Source organism: Streptomyces sp. NPDC017991, from assembly GCF_044328075.1.
GTDB lineage: Bacteria > Actinomycetota > Actinomycetes > Streptomycetales > Streptomycetaceae > Streptomyces.
This window is the reverse complement of record NZ_JBIRGP010000008.1, coordinates 360,942-379,216: the sequence shown is the minus strand read 5'-3', so window position 1 is coordinate 379,216 and position 18,275 is coordinate 360,942. Positions and strand designations below refer to the sequence as shown.

14 protein-coding genes are annotated in these 18,275 nt (G+C 72.3%); 5 read left to right on the top strand and 9 right to left on the bottom strand.

Features of this window, described 5'->3' with window-relative positions; translation table 11 throughout:
* Positions 1-264: 264 nt before the first annotated feature.
* Positions 265-1,026 (top strand): GntR family transcriptional regulator, encoded by a 762-nt coding sequence (locus ACH4DZ_RS24750; RefSeq protein ID WP_398289591.1) that lies wholly within the window; start codon positions 265-267, stop codon positions 1,024-1,026.
* 93 nt (positions 1,027-1,119) lie between these two features.
* Here the strand turns inward: ACH4DZ_RS24750 and ACH4DZ_RS24745 are convergent, their stop codons facing one another.
* The 3 genes from ACH4DZ_RS24745 to ACH4DZ_RS24735 all read right to left on the bottom strand — a co-directional run bounded on the left by ACH4DZ_RS24745 (position 1,120) and on the right by ACH4DZ_RS24735 (position 4,259).
* Positions 1,120-2,277: an ROK family transcriptional regulator gene (locus ACH4DZ_RS24745; RefSeq protein ID WP_398289484.1), complete on the bottom strand. Its 1,158-nt coding sequence runs from the start codon at positions 2,275-2,277 to the stop codon at positions 1,120-1,122.
* A gap of 135 nt (positions 2,278-2,412) precedes the next feature.
* Positions 2,413-3,075: a response regulator gene (locus ACH4DZ_RS24740; RefSeq protein ID WP_398289483.1), complete on the bottom strand. Its 663-nt coding sequence runs from the start codon at positions 3,073-3,075 to the stop codon at positions 2,413-2,415.
* A 14-nt stretch (positions 3,076-3,089) separates the two neighbouring features.
* Positions 3,090-4,259 carry a sensor histidine kinase gene (locus tag ACH4DZ_RS24735; protein ID WP_398289482.1) on the bottom strand — a complete coding sequence of 390 codons (1,170 nt, stop codon included), beginning with the start codon at positions 4,257-4,259 and terminating at the stop codon, positions 3,090-3,092.
* A gap of 108 nt (positions 4,260-4,367) precedes the next feature.
* Between ACH4DZ_RS24735 and ACH4DZ_RS24730 the strand changes: the two genes are divergently transcribed.
* The 3 genes from ACH4DZ_RS24730 (at position 4,368) to ACH4DZ_RS24720 (ending at position 6,605) form a co-directional block, all read left to right on the top strand.
* Complete coding sequence (locus tag ACH4DZ_RS24730; protein ID WP_398289481.1) at positions 4,368-5,336, top strand: ABC transporter ATP-binding protein; 969 nt, start codon at positions 4,368-4,370, stop codon at positions 5,334-5,336.
* 2 nt (positions 5,337-5,338) lie between these two features.
* A complete protein-coding gene (locus tag ACH4DZ_RS24725; protein ID WP_398289480.1) occupies positions 5,339-6,070 on the top strand; it encodes an ABC transporter permease subunit in 732 nt (243 codons plus the stop codon).
* 88 nt (positions 6,071-6,158) lie between these two features.
* On the top strand, positions 6,159-6,605 hold the full coding sequence (locus ACH4DZ_RS24720) for a hypothetical protein (RefSeq protein WP_398289479.1): 447 nt from the start codon (positions 6,159-6,161) through the stop codon (positions 6,603-6,605).
* 148 nt (positions 6,606-6,753) lie between these two features.
* Here the strand turns inward: ACH4DZ_RS24720 and mug are convergent, their stop codons facing one another.
* From mug to ACH4DZ_RS24695, 5 genes are all read right to left on the bottom strand, one after another.
* Positions 6,754-7,299, bottom strand: a complete 546-nt coding sequence (gene mug / locus ACH4DZ_RS24715) for a G/U mismatch-specific DNA glycosylase (RefSeq protein ID WP_398289590.1) — start codon at positions 7,297-7,299, stop codon at positions 6,754-6,756.
* Complete coding sequence (gene purB / locus ACH4DZ_RS24710) at positions 7,296-8,735, bottom strand: adenylosuccinate lyase (protein WP_398289478.1); 1,440 nt, start codon at positions 8,733-8,735, stop codon at positions 7,296-7,298. The genes mug and purB overlap by 4 nt, the downstream gene beginning before the upstream one ends.
* Before the next feature lie 407 nt (positions 8,736-9,142).
* A complete protein-coding gene (locus ACH4DZ_RS24705; RefSeq protein ID WP_398289477.1) occupies positions 9,143-12,580 on the bottom strand; it encodes a BTAD domain-containing putative transcriptional regulator in 3,438 nt (1,145 codons plus the stop codon).
* 91 nt (positions 12,581-12,671) lie between these two features.
* Positions 12,672-13,052: a DUF6924 domain-containing protein gene (locus ACH4DZ_RS24700; RefSeq protein ID WP_398289476.1), complete on the bottom strand. Its 381-nt coding sequence runs from the start codon at positions 13,050-13,052 to the stop codon at positions 12,672-12,674.
* Positions 12,959-13,384, bottom strand: coding sequence for a DUF6924 domain-containing protein (locus tag ACH4DZ_RS24695; RefSeq protein WP_398289475.1), 426 nt, complete (start codon positions 13,382-13,384; stop codon positions 12,959-12,961). Before ACH4DZ_RS24695 ends, ACH4DZ_RS24700 begins: the two co-directional genes overlap by 94 nt.
* Before the next feature lie 242 nt (positions 13,385-13,626).
* Between ACH4DZ_RS24695 and ACH4DZ_RS24690 the strand changes: the two genes are divergently transcribed.
* Positions 13,627-17,031 carry a right-handed parallel beta-helix repeat-containing protein gene (locus ACH4DZ_RS24690; protein ID WP_398289474.1) on the top strand — a complete coding sequence of 1,135 codons (3,405 nt, stop codon included), beginning with the start codon at positions 13,627-13,629 and terminating at the stop codon, positions 17,029-17,031.
* 122 nt (positions 17,032-17,153) lie between these two features.
* Here the strand turns inward: ACH4DZ_RS24690 and ACH4DZ_RS24685 are convergent, their stop codons facing one another.
* A complete protein-coding gene (locus tag ACH4DZ_RS24685; protein ID WP_398289473.1) occupies positions 17,154-18,275 on the bottom strand; it encodes a type VII secretion system-associated protein in 1,122 nt (373 codons plus the stop codon).

Here is an 18,275-nt window from a genome sequence, read left to right as displayed (position 1 = left end):
GGCCGTCGGCGGGCAGGTCCCCGCCCGGTCGTATGCCGAAGCCCCCGTCCAGGCGACGGGGGCTTTGCCGTTGTGTCACGTATGGGGCGTATCGCGAACGTCGTATGAACGCTCTGCGGCAACACGCCTGTGCGAGCTGTAACGGATCGAGGATTGGTCTTGACCAAGGGTGGGGGTCACCATATGGTCGCTGGGATAGTGCAGGAACCTTTAATAAACAAGGGCGCTAAAAGCCGCCGGGACACGGCGATTGCGGAGGACACGGTGGGGACCACGCAGTTGGATACGGTGCCGGAACCGAAGTACTGGCATCTGAAGACCGTGCTCAGCGAAGCACTGGACTCCGAGTTCTCGGTGGGTGAGATCCTCCCCAACGAGCGCGATCTGGCGGCCCGGTTCGGCGTCGCGAGGGCCACGCTCCGCCAGGCGCTCGAACAGCTGGAACTGGAAGGGCGACTGCAGCGTCGCCGCGGCGTCGGCACGACCGTCGCACCGCCGCGGATGGGCGTGGCCGTCGCGTCCGAGCAGCACACCTGGCCGGGCGCGGCCGATGACGCCTGGCAGCCCGCCGACTGCGCGACGGCGGCCCCGCCCTCGGCGGTGGCCCAGGTCCTGGAGAGCGACCCCGAGGACCAGGTGCACATCGTGCGCCGCTCCCGGGTGACGCACGGCCAGCCCGTCGCCGCCGAGCTCCTCTACATCCCCGTCTCGTCGGTGCCCGAGCTGTCCGGCATCGACGCCCCGTCGGGCACCGCACGCGCGCGTGCCGTCCTGCGGGAACTCGCGCGCCTGGACCTGGAGGGCGAGGACCGCGCCGTGGAGCTGGGCTCGGCGCGCGCGGACGACGCCAAGGAACTGGACCGGCTCCCCGGCGCGCCCGTCCTCGTTCTCACGACCCGCTACTTCGCCGAGGGGCGCACGGCGGCGGTCTCCGTCGCCACCTACCGCGCCGACACCTGCCGGCTGACCTTCGGCGATTCCGGCGGTGTGGAGATCCACCACGACCCGGAGCGCCGGGCTTCCTGACCGGCGTCACCTGGTGTCAACCGACGACACCCGCGTGCGTACGTCGCGCTCCCACCTCCGGAGCGCGACGTTCCGCCGTTTCGGCTGCCGGGCTCAGCGGCGGGCCGTCACCGTGCTCTCCACCGCGAAGAGCTGCTCCTCCACATGGTCGAGGGCCAGGCGCAGCGCGCCCGTCGCCACGGCCGCCTCGCCCAGGAGCGACAGCGTCACCCGGGGCGGCCGCAGACAGTAGCGGGCCAGCTCCTCGCGCAGCGGCTCCAGTACGCCGTCGATACCCGCCGCCCAGCCGCCGATGACGACGAGCTCGGGGTCGAGGGCCAGAACGAGCGCGGCGACGTCGTGCACCAGCCGCTGTATGAAGCGCTCGACGGCCGCGAGGGCCCGCTCGTCGCCCGCGCGCGCGTGCCTGAAGACCTCCGCCACCGCCTGCTCGTCGAGCGGATGCAGCGGCTCGTCGGTCGTGGACAGCAGCGTCTCCGGAGTGACCTCCCGGCCCAGCAGATGAAGCGCGCCGATCTCACCGGCCGCCCCTCCGAAGCCGCGGTGCAGCCGCCCGCCGATGAGGGAACCGGCCCCGGGGCTCAGCCCGGCCAGCACGAACACCATGTCGTCGGATTCGGTGGCGGCGCCCTTCCAGTGCTCGGCGACGGCCGCCGCGTTGGCGTCGTTCTCCACGATCACCGGGCACTTGAAGGAGCGGCGCAGCCGTTCGCCCAGCGCCAGACCCGTCCACTCCGGCAGCGCCGTACAGAGGCGTACCGTGCCGTCGGCCTCGACGATGCCGGGCGAGGTCGCTCCGACGGCCCGCAGGGAGCCGCGCGCGACCCCGGCACGGCGCAGCAGCTCCGCGACGGCCGTACGCAGCCGATCCAGCCGTTCGTCCGCCGACGCCGTCTCGCAGACGTCCTTGGCGAGCGAACCGAGCACCCGGCCGTCCAGGTCCGACAGGAGCACGGCCACCCGGTGCGGGCCGATCTCCAGGCCCAGCAGATGGCCCGCCTCCGCCCGGAAGCGGAACCGGCGCGCGGGCCGGCCCTGGCGCCGTGCGGCGCTCTCGTCGGCCGCGGTCTCGACGACGAGCCCGCCGTCCATGAGCCCTTCGACGACGCCCTCGACGGTGGGCCGGGACAGGCCGGTCACCCGCGTGATCTCGGTGAGTGTCGCGAAGTCCGTGGCCCGCAGCGCGTGCAGCACCACCGCGGAGTTGATCCTCCGCAGCAGAGAGGGATCCCCGCCGGTCAACTGCCCCAACGTCCGTCCTCCCAGCTCGTGCGCGTGTTGGTTGGCCGGATCGTACTCGGCGCGGCGGGTCCCGGCGAGTGCCGGGGATCACCTGCCCGGCCCGGAGCCATGCCACGGACCGGAATCAGCCGAGTGGAACCGGAATCAGCCGGGTGCCACGAACCCCGACTCGTATGCCGCGATCACCGCCTGGGTGCGATCCCGGGCCCCCAGTTTCGACAGTACGGCGCTGACGTGGGACTTCACCGTCTCGGTGCCGACCACCAGCCGTGCGGCGATCTCCGCGTTCGACAGGCCCCGTGTCATCAGCCGCAGCACGTCCGCCTCGCGCTCGGTCAGCGCCGCCCGCTTCAGCACGGCCCGGGCCGCGGGATTCCCCTCGCCGTCCCCGTACTCGGCGGCCAACTGCCGTACGGAGGCCGGGAACAGCAGGGACTCGCCCTCGGCGACCAGCCGCACGGCGTGCACGATCTCGGCCGGCCGGGCCCGCTTCAGCAGAAAGCCGTCGGCACCCGCGCGCAGCGCCTCGTACACGTACTCGTCGTTCTCGAACGTCGTGATCACGAGGATCTTCGGCGGCCGGTCGACGGTCCGCAGCACCGCGCGGGTGGCCTCGATGCCGTCCATCAGCGGCATACGGACGTCCATCGCGACGACATCGGGCCGCAACCGCCGCACCAGCGGAATGACCGCGGCGCCGTCCGCGGCCTCCCCGACGACCTCGATGTCGGGCTGCGCCTCCAGGACGGCACGCAGACCGGCTCGTACGAGGGGTTCGTCGTCGACGAGCAGAACGGTGACCGGCATCCGGCCAGCGTAGATCAGTGCAGCGGCAGTTCGACGTGCACCTGCCAGTCACCGTCGTCCGGGCCGGTGCTCGCCCGGCCGCCCAGCAGCGCGGCCCGCTCCCGGATGCCCCGCAGACCACTGCCCCGCACACCGCCGCCCGGGCCGGGCCGCGGTATCTCGTCCGTCAGCGGATTGCGCACCTCCAGGGAGAGCGTCCGTTCCCCGACGGCGACACGGACGCGGGCGGGCACCGGGCCCGCGTGCCGCAGCACATTGGTGAGGCACTCCTGGAGGATGCGGTAGCCCTCGCGGGAGACAGGGCCGGGCACGGTGTCCACGGGGCCCGTCAGCTCGGCGTCGATCTTCGCCCCGGACGTGCGGGCGGACTCCAGGAGCCGGTCGGCCTCCACCAGGGTCGGCCGGCCGCTCGCGGGCCTGCGCGACTCGCGCAGCACACCGAGTACCCGCTCCAGGTCCTCCAGCGCGGCGCGGCCGGTGTCCTCGATGGCGAGCAGGGCCCGGTCGGTGAACTCGGGGTCCCCGGCGGCCCGCGCGGCACCCGCCTGCACCACGGCCACCGTCAGCGCGTGACCGATCGAGTCGTGCAGCTCACGGGCGATGCGGGTGCGCTCCAGGAGCTGCTCCGTGCGCTCCTCCAGCGCGGCGACCCGCTCGGCCGCCGACGGCCCCAGAAGGCGGCGCGCGACGACCGTGATCAGCTCTCCGAGACCGATGAACACTCCGTAGAAGGCGATCAGCGTCAGCGGCGCGAGCAGGGCGTACGCCCAGTGCGCGTGCGGCACCGGCAGGAACGGATTGTCGTCCGGTACGTAACCGGTCGAGATCCGGATCAGATCCACGGTGATCAGCGGGAGCCAGACGCTGGCTCCGGCCGCCGCCCAGCCGAGCACCATGCGTATCTCCAGCCACAGCACGGTCCGCAGCCGGTCCCGCCAGGTGGCCGACGGGACGACCGAGATCGCCGGGTCCTGTTCGTCCCGCATCAGCATGAACCGCGCCTGCACGCCCTCGCCGCGCCGCACGGCCGGGATCAGACCCAGCAGCGGCAGCACCAGCGCGGGCGCCCACGGTGTGGCGGGCTGGATGAATATCCACACGCTGCTCACCAGCATGGGAACCCACAGGTGGATGAAGCGGGTGTACGTCGTCCCGCGGGTCAGCGGGCGCAGCAGGCGGACCATCGCGTCATCGTGCCAGTCGGCACCGACAACGAGCCTCCCCCGAGCGGGGGAGACGCCCTCCCCGGGCGGGGGACGACCAACTCCCCTCCCGGCAGCCAGCCTTGGGCCATGACCAGCATTGACGTCCAAGAACTCACCAAGGAGTACGGCACCACCCGCGCCGTGGACCGGCTGACCTTCCGGGTCGAGCCGGGCCGGGTCACCGGATTCCTCGGCCCCAACGGCGCGGGCAAGTCCACCACCATGCGGCTCGTGCTCGGCCTCGACCGGCCCACCTCCGGCACCGCCACCATCGGCGGTCAGGCGTACGCGAGGCTGGAGGAGCCGCTGCGCCACGTCGGCGCCCTGCTCGACGCGCGGGCCGCGCACGGTTCGCGGACCGCCCGGGACCACCTGCGGGCGCTCGCGGCGAGCAACCGCCTGCCCGAGACCCGCGTGGACGAGGTCCTGGCGGAGGCCGGCCTCGCCTCGGTCGCCCGCCGCCGCGTCAAGACGTACTCCCTGGGCATGCGGCAGCGCCTGGGCATCGCCGCGGCCCTCCTGGGCGACCCGCCGGTGGTCCTGCTCGACGAGCCGTCCAACGGGCTCGACCCCGAAGGCATCATCTGGATCAGGGAGCTGCTGCGCCGGCTCGCGCGCGAGGGCCGCACGGTACTCGTCTCCAGCCACCTGATGAACGAGACCGCGTCGTTCGCCGATCACCTCGTCGTGCTGGGCCGCGGCCGGCTGCTCGCCGACATGGGGATGCGGGAGTTCGTCCAGGCGCGCGTTGACCCCCGGGTACGGGTACGCACCACGGACGGCCCGGCCCTTCGCGACCTGCTCGCACACCACGGATACGAGGCCGCGCGGAACGAAGGAGAAGGCGAAGGAGAAGGCGAGGGAGGGGGCGAGGGCGAACGGTGGATCGTGCACCACGCGCGCGTGGACGACATCGGCCGCCTTGCCTCGGGCGCGGGTCTGCCCCTGCTCGAACTGGCGGCGGAGGAAGGCACTCTGGAACAGGCCTACCTCGATCTGACGGCCACGGAGGCCGAGTTCGCCGCCCAGTCCCCGACTCAGCCGCAGGAGGTCTGACCGTGTCGTTCACCCCCGTACTCCACTCCGAGTGGCTCAAGATCCGCACCCTGCGGTCGCTCGTCGTGGGACTGGGCGCCGTCATCCTCGCCACCGCGGCCTTCTCCGCGCTGGCCGGGGCGGACAGCTCCGGGGACGCGGACGTGGACTTCGACCCGCTGTTCACTGCGTTCTTCGGGGTCAACTTCGGGCAGATCGCGGCGATCACCTTCGGCGCGCAGGCCGTGTCGTCCGAGTTCCAGGGAGGTGCCCTGCGGGTCTCGCTGACCGCCGTGCCCCGCCGCGGACAGTGGTTCGCGGCGAAGATGACGGCCGTCGGCGTCCCCGCCCTGGCCGTCGGCCTTCTCACCGGGTGCGTAGCCCTCGCCGTGGGCAAAGCCCTCCTCGGTGACCGGGCCGACGGGCTGAGCTGGGGCGAAGGGCTGCGCGCGGTCGTGGGCTGCGGCGTCTACCTGGCCCTGATGGCGCTGTTCGCGGCCGGTCTGACCGCGTTGCTGCGCAGCGGCGTCACCACGCTGAGCATCCTCATCCCCTTCCTCCTGCTGGTCTCCTTCGTCGTCGGCGACATGTCCGGGAACGCCGCCGACTTCTTGCCCGACCGGGCGGGGCAGGTGGTCCTGCACGAGACCTGGGGCGGCCTGCTCGGACCGTGGGCGGGGCTCGCGGTGACAGCGGTGTGGACGTCGACCGCACTCCTGGCCGGATGGTGGGGTGTGCACCGCCGGGACGCGTGAGTCCGGACCGTCGGAACGCGTGAGTCCGGACAGCCGTTGTCACCTGACGGGCCACCACATGTCAGTGGTGACCGCTTTACTGGACTTCATGACCACTGAGCGACACCTCGCCACGATCGACGAGCTGTGCGTCCGCGACTTCCCCGCGGCGCACGGCTGGTCGGAGGTCGGCGCGGGGGGACCCGGCTACCACCTGGTGGTACTGGAGACGACGCACGGTTTCGGGACGGGCGACCGGTCCGGGCGGGAGGAGATCGCGGACCAGTTCACCGCCTACAGAGAGGGCGTCTCGCAGCGGCTGGGGGAGCGTTGGGGCGAGCCGGAACCGAAGAGTCTGGCCGGTGTCTTCCTGCGCTCCGAGGACCCGGAGGAGCGGATACCGAAGCCGTGGGCCTACCTCAGCGCCTACGTGGGACACGTGGACCTGTGGGAGGCCGACGGGACGGGGCGCTGGGTGGCCGTGGGGGTCTCCGAGCCGGTGGAGGGCCAGGAGTTCCAACTCTTCGCGCTGGTCACGGAGTTGGCTCCGCCCTGAACAACCCTGACCTGCGTGCTCGCTCCGCTGTGAGCATGCTTCTGAAGCAGGGTGAGCACAGTGAAAAGGGTGAACAGGGTGAAGCGTGGTGATTCGTCTGCCGGCCGGTGGGGGCTGGTCGCGCAGTCCCCCGCGCCCCTGACGGGCGCTAGCCCTGCGCCGCCACCCGCAAGCGGCCGAACTCCTCCGCCATCGTCGCAGCCGTCCAGTGGGCGTTCAGGCCGCTGGGGTTGGGCAGGGCCCATACGCGCGTGGAGCCGAACGTCCGCTCCTGCGGGCCGATCATGGCCTTGCGGTCGTCGAAGGCCGCCCGGTAGGCGGTCACGCCCACCACCGCGAGCCACCGTGGTCGCAGCCGTTCGACCTTGGCGGCGAGCAGCCGCCCGCCCTCCCGGTACTCGTCCGCGCTCAGCTCGTCGGCCCGGGCACTCGCCCGCGCCACCACATTGGTGATGCCGAGCCCGTACGACAACAGCTCGTCCTGCTCCGAGGGCTTCAGCAGCCGGGGGGTGAAACCGGACAGGTGCAGGACCGGCCAGAAGCGGTTGCCGGGGCGCGCGAAGTGGTGGCCCGTCGCGGCCGTCATCAGCCCGGGGTTGATACCGCAGAACAGCACCTGGAGACCGTCCGCGACGACATCCGGCACGAGCCGGTCGCGGGCGGCCTCCAGTTCGGCGGGGGTGAACCGCGTCAGAGGATCGCCCCCGGCGTGTAGCCCGCGGCTTCCGGGTGCTGCTTCAGGATCTCCTCGACCCGGGCGACGACCGCGGCCACCTGGTCGGCGGCGGCGCCCGTGAAGGACAGCTTGTCGGCCATCAGCGCGTCCAGCTGCGCGCGGTCGAGCGGGATGCGCTCGTCCGCGGCGAGCTTGTCCAGCAGCTCGTTGCGCTCGGTGCCCTGCTCGCGCATGGCGAGGGCGGCGGCGACGGCGTTCTCCTTGATGGCCTCGTGCGCGACCTCCCGGCCGACACCCGCGCGCACCGCGCCCATCAGGACCTTCGTCGTCGCGAGGAACGGCAGGTAGCGGTCCAGCTCGCGCGCGACGACCGCCGGGAAGGCGCCGAACTCGTCGAGGACGGTGAGGAAGGTCTCCAGCAGACCGTCCAGCGCGAAGAACGCGTCAGGCAGTGCGACCCGGCGCACCACCGAGCAGGACACGTCGCCCTCGTTCCACTGGTCGCCCGCCAGCTCGCCCGTCATCGAGGCGTAGCCGCGCAGGATCACCATCAGGCCGTTGACGCGCTCGCAGGAGCGGGTGTTCATCTTGTGCGGCATCGCCGAGGAACCGACCTGGCCCGGCTTGAAGCCCTCGGTCACCAGCTCGTGCCCGGCCATCAGCCGGATGGTCTTGGCGGTCGAGGAAGGGGCCGCGGCCAGCTGCACCAGCGCGGTCACCACCTCGTAGTCCAGCGAGCGCGGATAGACCTGGCCCACCGAGGTGAACGCCTGCGAGAAGCCGAGGTGCCCGGCGATGCGCTGCTCCAGGTCGGCGAGCTTCGCCGCGTCCCCGCCCAGCAGGTCGAGCATGTCCTGTGCCGTGCCCACCGGGCCCTTGATGCCGCGCAGCGGGTAACGGGCGAGCAGTTCCTCGACCCGGCCGTGCGCGACGAGCAGCTCGTCGGCGGCGGTCGCGAAACGCTTGCCGAGGGTGGTCGCCTGCGCCGCCACGTTGTGCGAGCGGCCCGCCATGACCAGCTCGCCGTACTCACCCGCGAGCCTGCCCAGCCGGGCGAGGACGGCGACCGTGCGGTCGCGCACCAGCTCCAGGGAGAGCCGGATCTGCAGCTGCTCGACGTTCTCGGTGAGGTCGCGGGACGTCATGCCCTTGTGGACGTGCTCGTGCCCGGCGAGGTCGTTGAACTCCTCGATCCGCGCCTTCACGTCGTGCCGCGTGACCTTCTCGCGCTCGGCGATCGAGGCCAGGTCGACCTGGTCGAGGACCCGCTCGTAGTCGGCGAGCGCGGCGTCGGGCACCTCGATACCGAGGTCCTTCTGGGCCCGCAGCACGGCGAGCCACAGCTGACGCTCCAGCCGCACCTTCTGCTCGGGGGACCACAGGGTGGCGAGCTCGGCCGAGGCATAGCGGCCGGCGAGGACGTTCGGGATACGAGGCTTTGCGGGCGCAGTCACGTAAACGGAGCATACCCGCTGTGTACGGGGGTCTCTGCGCGAGTCTCGATCGTCTAGGTAGAGGCCAGCGGGGTTCACAGCGTCTACCTCTGGATGGACGCGGAGTCCGTGGGAAAAAGTGTGAGAGATCCAGCAGAGGCAGCCCGCGGACCAGTGGGACCGGGAGAGATTCCGGCGGAGACGGCGCGGGACGCCCGGCTGCTGCGGGAAAGCCGGAGGTCGCCCTGTCCGCCCTGGACGACGCGGACCCCGAGGAATTACGGTGCCGACCGCGTCCCGGGACGGGCCGTACGGAGAGTGATACGTGCGCGGGCCGGCTCGGTGAAATCGGGGTGTGGTGGCGAAGGGGATCGCATCCAGGAGCGGTCACTCCTCGTTGGCCGCGCACTCCGGGCCCCGACGCCTTCCTAGGGGGCGAACGTCCGGTGCCGGTCTCCGGCCGCTCGCAGTTCCGCTGTGGCCCGGCGGGCGGCGGTCAGGTGATGGGTCGAGTTCCAGGCGAGCGCGACCCGTTCGGCCCGCGCGTAGGAGTCGGCCGCGGCCTGTTCCTCGTTCAGCAGCCGGTACAGGTCGCCGAGGGCGTGGGCGAGGGGACGACTGGCGTAGGCACCGCCGGCGGTGCCGCCGAACTGGTTCCGGACGGGCAGGAGGTGCCCGATCAGCACGGTCGCGGTGTCGGTGTCGCCCTGCAGAACGGCGAGTTCGCTGCGGTAGTCCAGCTCCAGCCCGTAGAGATGGTCCGTCACCGGCCGGGACGGGAAGGACACCAGTCGCGCCTCGTCCATGCGGCCCAGACGGGCCAGTACGAGCGCGTGCAGCACGGCGACGGGGTCACCGACGGCCGCGTGCAGATCCCGGACGTCCTGCTCGATCTCGGCCGTCCTGCCCTGCGTGAGCCGGATGGTCATCAGACCCAGTGTGCGCGGGGCCGCGGCCTGGTGCGCTCCGATGCGCTGCAACAGCACGTCCGCTTCGGCGTACTCGGCCTCCGCCACGCCGAAGCGGCCCGTGATCGTGGCCAGCATGGCCGAGGCGAGGGTGTTGATGCCCTGTGCCCACAGCATCCGGTAGCGGCGCGCTATGTCCAGGCCGTCGGTGGTGTGCCTGTGTACCAGGTCCGGATCGTTGCGTGCGGCGGCCGTCAGGGAGTCCAGGTGCTCACACACCCAGCCGTAGGCGGGCAGATCGTGGGTCAGGGCGAGCCGGCGCAACTCGGCGACGAGGGGCGGGCGGGCGGTGTCCTGCGCCTCATGCGGCATGAGGCGCGCGGATGTCATGAGGGCGGAGGCCAGCAGACGGGGGTCGCCGTCCGCGCGGGCCAGGGCCAGTTGGGCGTGCGCGGCCTCGGCGGCCCGCGGTGCGTCCTCGGCCGCCACGGCGTCCACGAGGACCTGGAGCACTCGTGCGCGCGTCGGGTCGTCCAGGGTGCTGTCCTGTGCCAGGTGCTCCAGCCGGGTCAGCGCGGTCCGGTCGAAGAAGCCCTCCAGCCTGCTGCGCCACAGCGAGGGTTCGGTCCAGGCGCCGTAGACCGCCGCCACCAGGTCGTCGCGGTTGGCGAGTATGGCCAGGTCGACCGCGCGCTGCCGGGTTATGCGAGCGGCGTCGGTCGCGCCGGCCCGTACCTGCGCACCCAGCAGCCGCACCAGGAGCACCACCGTGGCCTCACGATGGCCGTCGGAGTCGGATGCGGCGGCGGCGTGCGCCCCCAGCGCCTGCTGGATCAGGTCCACGGCCACGTCGTGGGCGTACCGCCGCTCGGCCAACTCGGCCGCGCGCAGTGCGTAGTCGATGGCCAGGGGCGCGGTCGAGCCTCTGCCCGAGCGGGCGAAATGGTGGGCCAGCGCGGCGAGATCGTCCGGGCGACGGCAGCGCAGTCGCCGAGCCACGCGGTCGTGCAGACGGGAACGCCGCACGACGGGCAGGTCCGTGTACACGGTGTCGCGCACCAGGGCATGCACGAAGCGGACGCGTCCCGGGCCGGGTTCGGTCAGCAGATCCGCGGCGAGGGCGGCCTCCAGTCCGCACAGGAGTGTGTCCTCGTCCAGGTCGGCCGCATCGATCAGGAGCGAGACATCGGCCTCCAGTCCCACGACGGCCGTGAGCTGCAGGGCGGAGCGGGCGTCGGCCGGCAGCAGAGCCAGACGTCTGCGCAGCACGTCGCGCACGCCCTGCGGGACCTCGGAGACGGCCACCAGAGCGCCTTCTCGGGCCAGCAGCCGCGCGCTCTCCAGGACGTAGAAGGGGTTTCCGCCGGTGCGGTCGGTGAGCGCCGTCACGGTCCTCGCGTCCACGGGCCGGCCGCAGACGGCCTCGACGAGGGTCGCGACATCCTGCGGTGGAAGACCAGTGAGCGCGATCCGGTGCGGAGCGCCGGGAGCGAGGTGGGCGAGGGTCTTGCCCAGAAGTTCCCCCACCTCGGCCGGACGGTAGCTGGCGACGGTGAGGAGGGGGACGCCGGTGACCGCTGCCGCGGCTTCGAGCAGGGCGAGCGTCTCGGCGTCGGCACGGTGCAGGTCCTCCAGGACCACGGCGAGCGGCCGTCGGCCCGCCGCGTCCCGCAGCCAGGCGGCGAAGGCGCGGTGCGTACGGAAGCGTCCGACGGTCGCCGCGTCGCCCGTCGGGGCCTCCCCGGCACCGGGCTCGCCCAACAGCGCGGCCAGTTCTCCCGGCTGGGCCGGGGGGATGTCGCGGGCGAGTGCGCCGAGGGCCTCCACCCAGGCCCAGGCGGGCGGCGCTCCCTCGTACTCGGGGCAGCGGCCGACCACCACGAACCACCCGTCGGATCGCAGGTGTTCGGCGAACCGGGCCAGCAGCGCCGTCTTCCCGGCGCCGGCTTCACCGGTGACCAGCGAGGTGCTGGCCGTGTGCCGGGCGGCCAGCGCGGCGGTGGCGACCGCGCGCAACTCGTCGTGTCTGCCGACGAAAGGGGCGCGTCCGTTCGCGGACAGGTCGGTGACGGCGACGGAGTCGGCAGCCGCAGTGACATCCGCGGCGCTGTGGGCAGGCGCGGCGGATGCCGGTACGGGGTACGCGACGCCGGTGCCCTGCGCGGCAGTCGGCGGCACCGTGACCGACTCGGGCACGACGACCCGGAGCACGTCGAGCCGCCGGGCCAGCACGGCTTGTTCGAGCTCGACCAGGACGGGCGAGGGATCACAGCCGAGTTCGTCCCGCAGTATGCGCGCGGCACGGCGCAACGAGGAGAGGGCGCCCGCCTGTCGGCCGCACGCCCAATGGGCGAGCGCGAGCAGTCGCCACCCCTCCTCCCGCAGCGGGTTGTCCGTGACCAGGGCCTGGGCGGCCAGCGTCGCCTCGTCGGGGTGCCCCGCGCGCAGATCGGCGTCGACGGCGAGTTCCCGCGCCTGTGCGTACAACTCGGTCAGCCGGCTCACTTCCGACGAGGCCCACACCTCGTCCGCGTGCTCAAGGAACGCGGGGCCCTGCCACCATCCGAGGGCCTCGGTCAGCAGTTCGCGGGCCCGGTCCACCGGAGCGCTCCGGGCACGGCCCACCTGGGCCTCGAAACGCCAGGCGTCCACGGAGTCCTGGGGCAACCGCAGAACGTAGCCGGGCGGGGCGGTGACCAGAACGGTCGCGGGTGCTCGTGCGGGCCGCCGCGGTTCGAGCAGGCGGCGCAGGTTCGACACGTAGGCGTGCAGGGAGACGATGGCCTTGGCCGGGGGAACTCCGCGCCACACGGCGTCCACCATGCGGTCCACCGGCACCACCGCGCCCCGGGCCGCGACCAGCAGTCCGAAGACGGCCCGCTGCCGCGGGGAGCCCAGTTCGACCGGTGTTCCCTCGACGTCGGCGCCCAGGGAACCCAGGACTCGTATTCGCAGCACGGACGGGAATGTACCGGAGTTGCCCCCCGGAAGAACTCCGGCGCACCCGGCCGGAGGCGGGCCGGCGGACAGGCCACCGCGCCGCCGGTGATCACATGCCGACGAGTCCGCGGTAGACCCCGTCGGGGTTGACCCCCTCCACGTAGTCGCCGAAGTCCGTGTTCGCCGGCGACAGGTTCGCCTCGATCTCCGCGAGGGCCGACGCAGCCGCCCGGAAGCTCCCGTCCGGGCCCTCGTCGTCGACATCGACGACGAGGAGAACGCACTCACGCGCTGCCGCCGTCGGCCGCGCGAAGGTGACGGCGTCCGCCACGAAGAGGCACGGACGGTCCGTGTCGTCGGGTACGAGCTCATTCAATCTTTCGGCCCGATGTCCGGTCAGAAGCCCCGGAACACGCCGTCCTCGTCCGCGGCTTCGACGAATTCGTCCCAGTCCATGTTGGCGCAGGTGAGGTTGTTCTCGATCGACCACAACTCCGATGCGACGACGCGAAGTTCCGCAGTCCGCGCGGAGCCGGTACGGACGACGAGAAGCGGATTGCCCGGCGCGGTGAGTGCGTGCTCGTCGGCGATCACCACCAGCCGCCCCTCCGGTGGTGTCAGGCCCGCTATCCGCTCCGGCGAACAGTCCGCGTACGCGACGTCGTCGACGATGTCGACGTTCGCCAGGAAGTCGTCCTCGGAAGGCGTTCCCACGTGCACGAGCAGGGTCTGCCACGACCGCTCGTCGGAGAAGGAGGTACGCACCAGGGGAGTCGTGTGCTTGTGGCACGGCAGGGGAGCAGGCGTGAGTGGCTCGTGCACGGAGTGGATCCTCGCGAAGGGGCTGCGAACGCCCGACGGCGTTCGGTTCGGGCAAGTCAGCGGCAGCGTACGTGAGTTGCGGGACCGCGGGAGTCCGGTCCCGCGGTCACTTCCTACGCACAACGGGCTGCCTATGATCCTGGTGCCCACAGCCGACCCCATCGGCGCGGCTCCGTGGCCAAGGCCCCGGTCCACCGCGGCGTCCGCGTACCGCGTGTACGTGGCTCAGGAGGTTTTGAACAGTGTCACGGCAGGTGCTCACCGTCTGCCCGGACCACCCTGACGGGTACCGCACCATCAGCGAAGCCTTGGCGCAGGCACGTGCCGGTGCCGTCATCAGCGTGGCTCCGGGGCGCTATCCCGAAAACCTCACCGTGCGCACCCGGGTGACGATCGTCGCCTCCGGCGGCCGCGACAGCGCCGAGATCTGCCCCCGCCACGGCAGCGCCCTGGTTCTCATGGCCGAGGAGGTCATGCTCACCGACCTGCTCCTGCGCGGCGGCGAGGAGGACATGCCGGTGGTCGACGTGCCCCGGGGGCAGGTGGCCATGGAGCGCTGCACCGTCGTGGGTTCCGGGTGGACGGCGGTACTGGCCCGGCTGTCGGGGTCGCTGGCGGTGCGAGGCTGCCGGATCAGCAACCCGGCGGGCGCGGGCATCGTGGATGTCGCTTCGAGCGGGAGCGTGGTCGAGGACTGCGTGGTCGAGCATGTCGGATCGTCCGCGATCGTCCTCGGCGAGCAGTCGCGCGCCACGATCCGCGGCTGCCGTCTGCGGGACGCCCGCGGCAACGGTGTGCTGGCCAACGGCGAGGCCCGTGGCTCCGTGGAGGACTGCGAGATCTCGGACACCGACAAGCCTGCCGTGGCTCTGGAGGGACTCAGTTCGACGACGGTGCTGCGCACCGCCGTCCACGACGTGTCCACCGGAGTCTTCGTGACCTCCGGCGCCCGCCCGGTGCTGGAGGACGTCACCGTCACCGCGACCTCGCAGGCGGGGATCGTCGTGGCCGCCGGGAGTGATCCGACCCTGCGGCGCTGCCGCACTTCGCAGACCGCGGCGACCGGGTTGTTCGTCGGCGAGCGGTCGCGGGGGACCTTCGAGGAGTGCGAGTTCCTGTCGTCCACCGGCCATGCCATCCATGTGCTGGGCGGAGCGACACCCGTTCTCGACCGTGCGGTGGTGCGCGACTGCGCCGACACGGGCGCGGCCGTCCTGCTCGCCGAGGACTCCGCCGCGGAGTTCGACCGGCTGGAGATCGGTTACGCGGCCGGGGTCGCCGTCTCGATCCGTTCCGGCGCCAACCCCCTGCTCCACCGCGCGGCCGTGCACTCCCCGGGCACCGACGGCGTGGAGGTCTGCGACGGCGGGCGCGGCCGGCTCGAAGGCTGCCTGATCGAGGACGCGGGCGCGAACGCCGTCCGGATCACCGACGGCGGCAACATCTTCCTGGGGGACTGCACGCTCCGCGCGGCCAAGGAGAGCGGGGTCCTCGTCTCCGAGGGTGGCCGGGTGACGCTTCGCGACGGTGCGATCCACGCGAGCGGCGCCTCGGGAGTGGTCGCGGGCACCGGCGCGGACGTGACCGTCACCCGGGCCCGCATCACCGCTTCCGGCGCACACGGAGTCCAGGTCTCGGCCGGGGCACGGGCCGCCCTCGGACAGTGCGAGATCACCGGCGGCCTCGGTGACGGCATCCGGGTCGACAGCGCCGAAGCGGTGTCGGTCACCGGCTGCGTCACCCGTGAGAACCGGGGGTCGGGCCTGCGCCTGACCCGTGCCACCGAGCGGCTCGCCGTCGAGGACCTGTCCAGCGGTGACAACGCCGTACCGGACTTCTGGGGCACGGAACCGACCGGCGAAGGCGCCCGGGACGCGGCACCGGCCGCCCGCGGCGGCGACGCCCCGGGGGGTCTCGCCGACCGGCGGTCGCAGCCGCCGGTGGCCAAGGGACCGATGGCCGAACTGGAGGCCCTGGTCGGCCTGGAGGGCGTCAAACGGCAGGTCGCCACGCTGGTCAACCTCAACCAGTTGGCACAACGCCGGGCGAAACTCGGTATGCCCGTACCGCCCATGAGCCGGCACCTGGTCTTCGCGGGGCCACCCGGCACGGGCAAGACCACCGTGGCCCGCCTCTACGGCGGAATCCTCGCCGAACTCGGCGTGCTGCGCTCCGGACATCTGGTCGAGGTCTCCCGGGCCGATCTGGTGGCCCAGGTCATCGGCGGCACGGCCATCAAGACCACCGAGGCCTTCAAGGAGGCACTCGGCGGCGTGCTCTTCGTGGACGAGGCCTACACACTGCTCTCCGACAGCAAGGGTTCGGGGGCCGACTTCGGGCGGGAGGCCATCGACACCCTGGTGAAACTGATGGAGGACCACCGTGACGACGTGGTGGTCGTGGTCGCCGGGTACACCGCGGAGATGGAAGGCTTCCTCACCGCGAACGCCGGGCTGGCCTCACGGTTCACCCGCAGCATCGAGTTCGCCGACTACTCCGACGCCGACATGGTGACGATCACCGAGAACATGTGCACGGCCCACCGCTACGCGCTGCATTCGAGTACGCGTGACGCGCTGGTCCGTCTCTACGAGCGCATGCCACGCGACGCCGGATTCGGCAACGGCCGCGCCGCGCGCCGTGTGTTCGAGGAGATGGTCGACCGGCAGGCCGTGCGGCTCGCGACCGTGGTCGACCCCGCCGAGAGCGATCTCACGCTGCTGCTTCCGGCCGATGTCGGCGACGACGAGGACGGGCAGGGCGCGACGGGCCCCGGCGACCCGCGGGAACTGCTCGCCGGGCTGGAGGCGATGGTGGGCCTGGGCGCGGTCAAACGGGAGGTCGGCGACATGGTCAGTGTCCTCGCCGCTGCCAAGCAGCGCGAGGCCGTCGGTCTGCCCGCCCCGAGACTGGGCCACCACCTGGTCTTCGCCGGGCCCCCCGGTACCGGCAAGACCACCGTCGCCCGCCTGTACGCGGACCTGCTCCACGCGCTGGGCGTGCTGCCACGCGGACAGTTGGTGGAGGTGGCCCGGGCCGACCTCGTGGGCCGGTACGTGGGCCACACCGCCCAGTTGACGCGCGAGGTGTTCGAACGGGCCATCGGCGGCGTGCTGTTCATCGACGAGGCGTACGCCCTGACGCCGGAGCACGCGCCGTCGGACTTCGGCCGGGAGGCGGTCGACACCCTGCTGAAGCTGATGGAGGACCATCGGGACGAGGTCGCCGTGATCGTCGCCGGGTACAGCGACGAGATGCGGCGGTTCCTCGCCTCGAACCCCGGGCTGGCCTCGCGTTTCTCCCGCCATGTGCATTTCGAGGACTACACCACCGAGGAACTGGTCACCATCGTCCGCGCGCAGGCGACCGAGTCGGGCTACACCTGCGTTCCCGGGACGGTCGAGGTCCTGCACCGGTACTTCGACGCGCTGCCCCGGGACCGGTCCTTCGGCAACGCCCGCACCGCCCGGCAACTCTTCCAGTCGATGACGACACGCCAGGCCCGGCGGCTCGGCGGCCTGACGTCCCCGGGCATCGAGGAGCTTCAGCAGTTGCTGCCCGAAGACGTACCCGACGTGTCGAGCACCGCGTGGACACGGGCCGAGCGATCCGCTCAGCAGGACCCCGGCCGGCACCTGTCCGTCTGAGCGCAGGGGCCGCGGCCGGCCTCGTACTCCTGGCGCCGACGCGGTCCGAAGTGGGCGACGTCGGGCGGAGTGGGCCGAGGTGGTCCCTGCCACGTACGCGGGGACCAACTCGACACTGTCGGTCAGCGTCCCCTCGTCGTCATCAGCGCCGAGGCCACGCTCTCGGAGAGGGTGTTGGACGGCGGAGCGTTCGGCGGCTCGGGGACTTCCGGAACGTCGGTGCTGTCGGCCGACCGCGCCTCGGTGACGTCCGCGGACGGTTCGGGCTGTTCAGGCTCTTGGAGTGGCTCGGACGGCTCGGACCGGGGCGTGGACGCCAGAGGGCCGGGTGTGGATCCCGTGGTCTCGATACTTGAAGCGGGTCCGACCGATGGCTCGCTGTCCTCCTCCGGTCCGCCGTCCGGCTCCGGGGCGGGGTCCGCGTCCTGTGACGTGTCCGGCGTCCCGGCCTTCGCCCGCACTCTCGCGAGTGCCCGGTCGAGTGCCCGGTCGAGTGCGTCGGGTTCGACGCACATGGACACCGGCGCGGAGCAGTTCAGATAGAGCTGATGCTCCTCCGGCAGCTGTTCGGCGAGGTCCGACACCGTGTGGATCTCGTACAGGAGACGCCCGGCGCCGGCCAGGTGCGCCTGCGAGGTGAAGACGAGCATCACGGGGGTGCCGTCCGGCGCGACCGCTGTCACCGGTCGTCCGTCCGGGCCGACGAGCACGGCCACGTCCGCCGGTGCGAGAAGGTCGGGCACCTCGTCCTCGCGCCCGTACCCCGCGGCGGCTCGCTGCACGGCGGCGTCGATCGGATCGGTGGGCCGGGCCCAGCCACGGGCAGCCGGGGACCGCACATAGGACGGGTTGTGCCGCCACTCCACGATCTCGCCGGAGGCGTCGGAACGCCACTCGCCCACGACCGTCCACTCGGGCGGAGGCCAGGCCTGGGTCCAGGCGGGATCGACGAGGGCGAACCAGTGGTCACCGGCCAGCAGGGCGGCCTGCGCGATGTGTTCGGGCGGCGGCGGTACGGCCTGGGCGAGGGCGTTGTCGACCGGGTCCGGCCCGGTGAGGGCGTCCTCCCGCTCCGGGGCGAGGTCCTCGGGAACGACCGGCCGGCTGAGGATCGGGGGAATGGCGTCCTCGTAGGCCTCGGCCGGCGTGGGGGCCGAGCCGTCCGCCGTCTCTCCCGGGCTCCGGAGCAGGTACGGCGGCCCGCCCGGCAGGGTGTCGCCGGTCTGCGGCGTGCTGTCAGCCAT